The following is a 367-nucleotide window of genomic DNA, read 5'->3' on the forward strand; positions in this document are numbered from 1 at the left end:
GGTCTGGCCCTGCTGCACGTTGGTGGTGGTGCCGCTGATGATCTGCGCCTGCTGCTGCTCGCCGTTGTCCAGCACGTCGTCGCCCGCAAAGGCGGCGATGGTGATGGCCGGAGCGGTAGCCGGGGCGCTAACGGTGAAATCGTGCGTGGTGGTTGCCGCCGCGCCCGCCGCATCGGTAACGGTGGCGGTAATGGTCGCGGTGCCCGCCGCCAGCGCCTGCACGGCCGCAGCCGGAACGGCCACGCTCCACGCGCCGCTGCCGTCAACGGTGGGGGTGTAGGTTTGGCCGTTCAGGGTAACGGTAACGGTCTGGCCCTGCTGCACGTTGGTGGTGGTGCCGCTGATGATCTGCGCCTGCTGCTGCTCG

1 protein-coding gene is annotated in these 367 nt (G+C 69.5%); it reads right to left on the minus strand.

Annotated features, from left to right (window positions below; all coding sequences use genetic code 11):
* Positions 1-367: Ig-like domain-containing protein (locus tag ACA373_RS22170; protein WP_370735154.1), on the minus strand; the 367-nt coding region annotated here is incomplete at both ends.

It is taken from the genome of Erwinia sp. STN24 (assembly GCF_041320675.1).
GTDB lineage: Bacteria > Pseudomonadota > Gammaproteobacteria > Enterobacterales > Enterobacteriaceae > Erwinia > Erwinia aeris.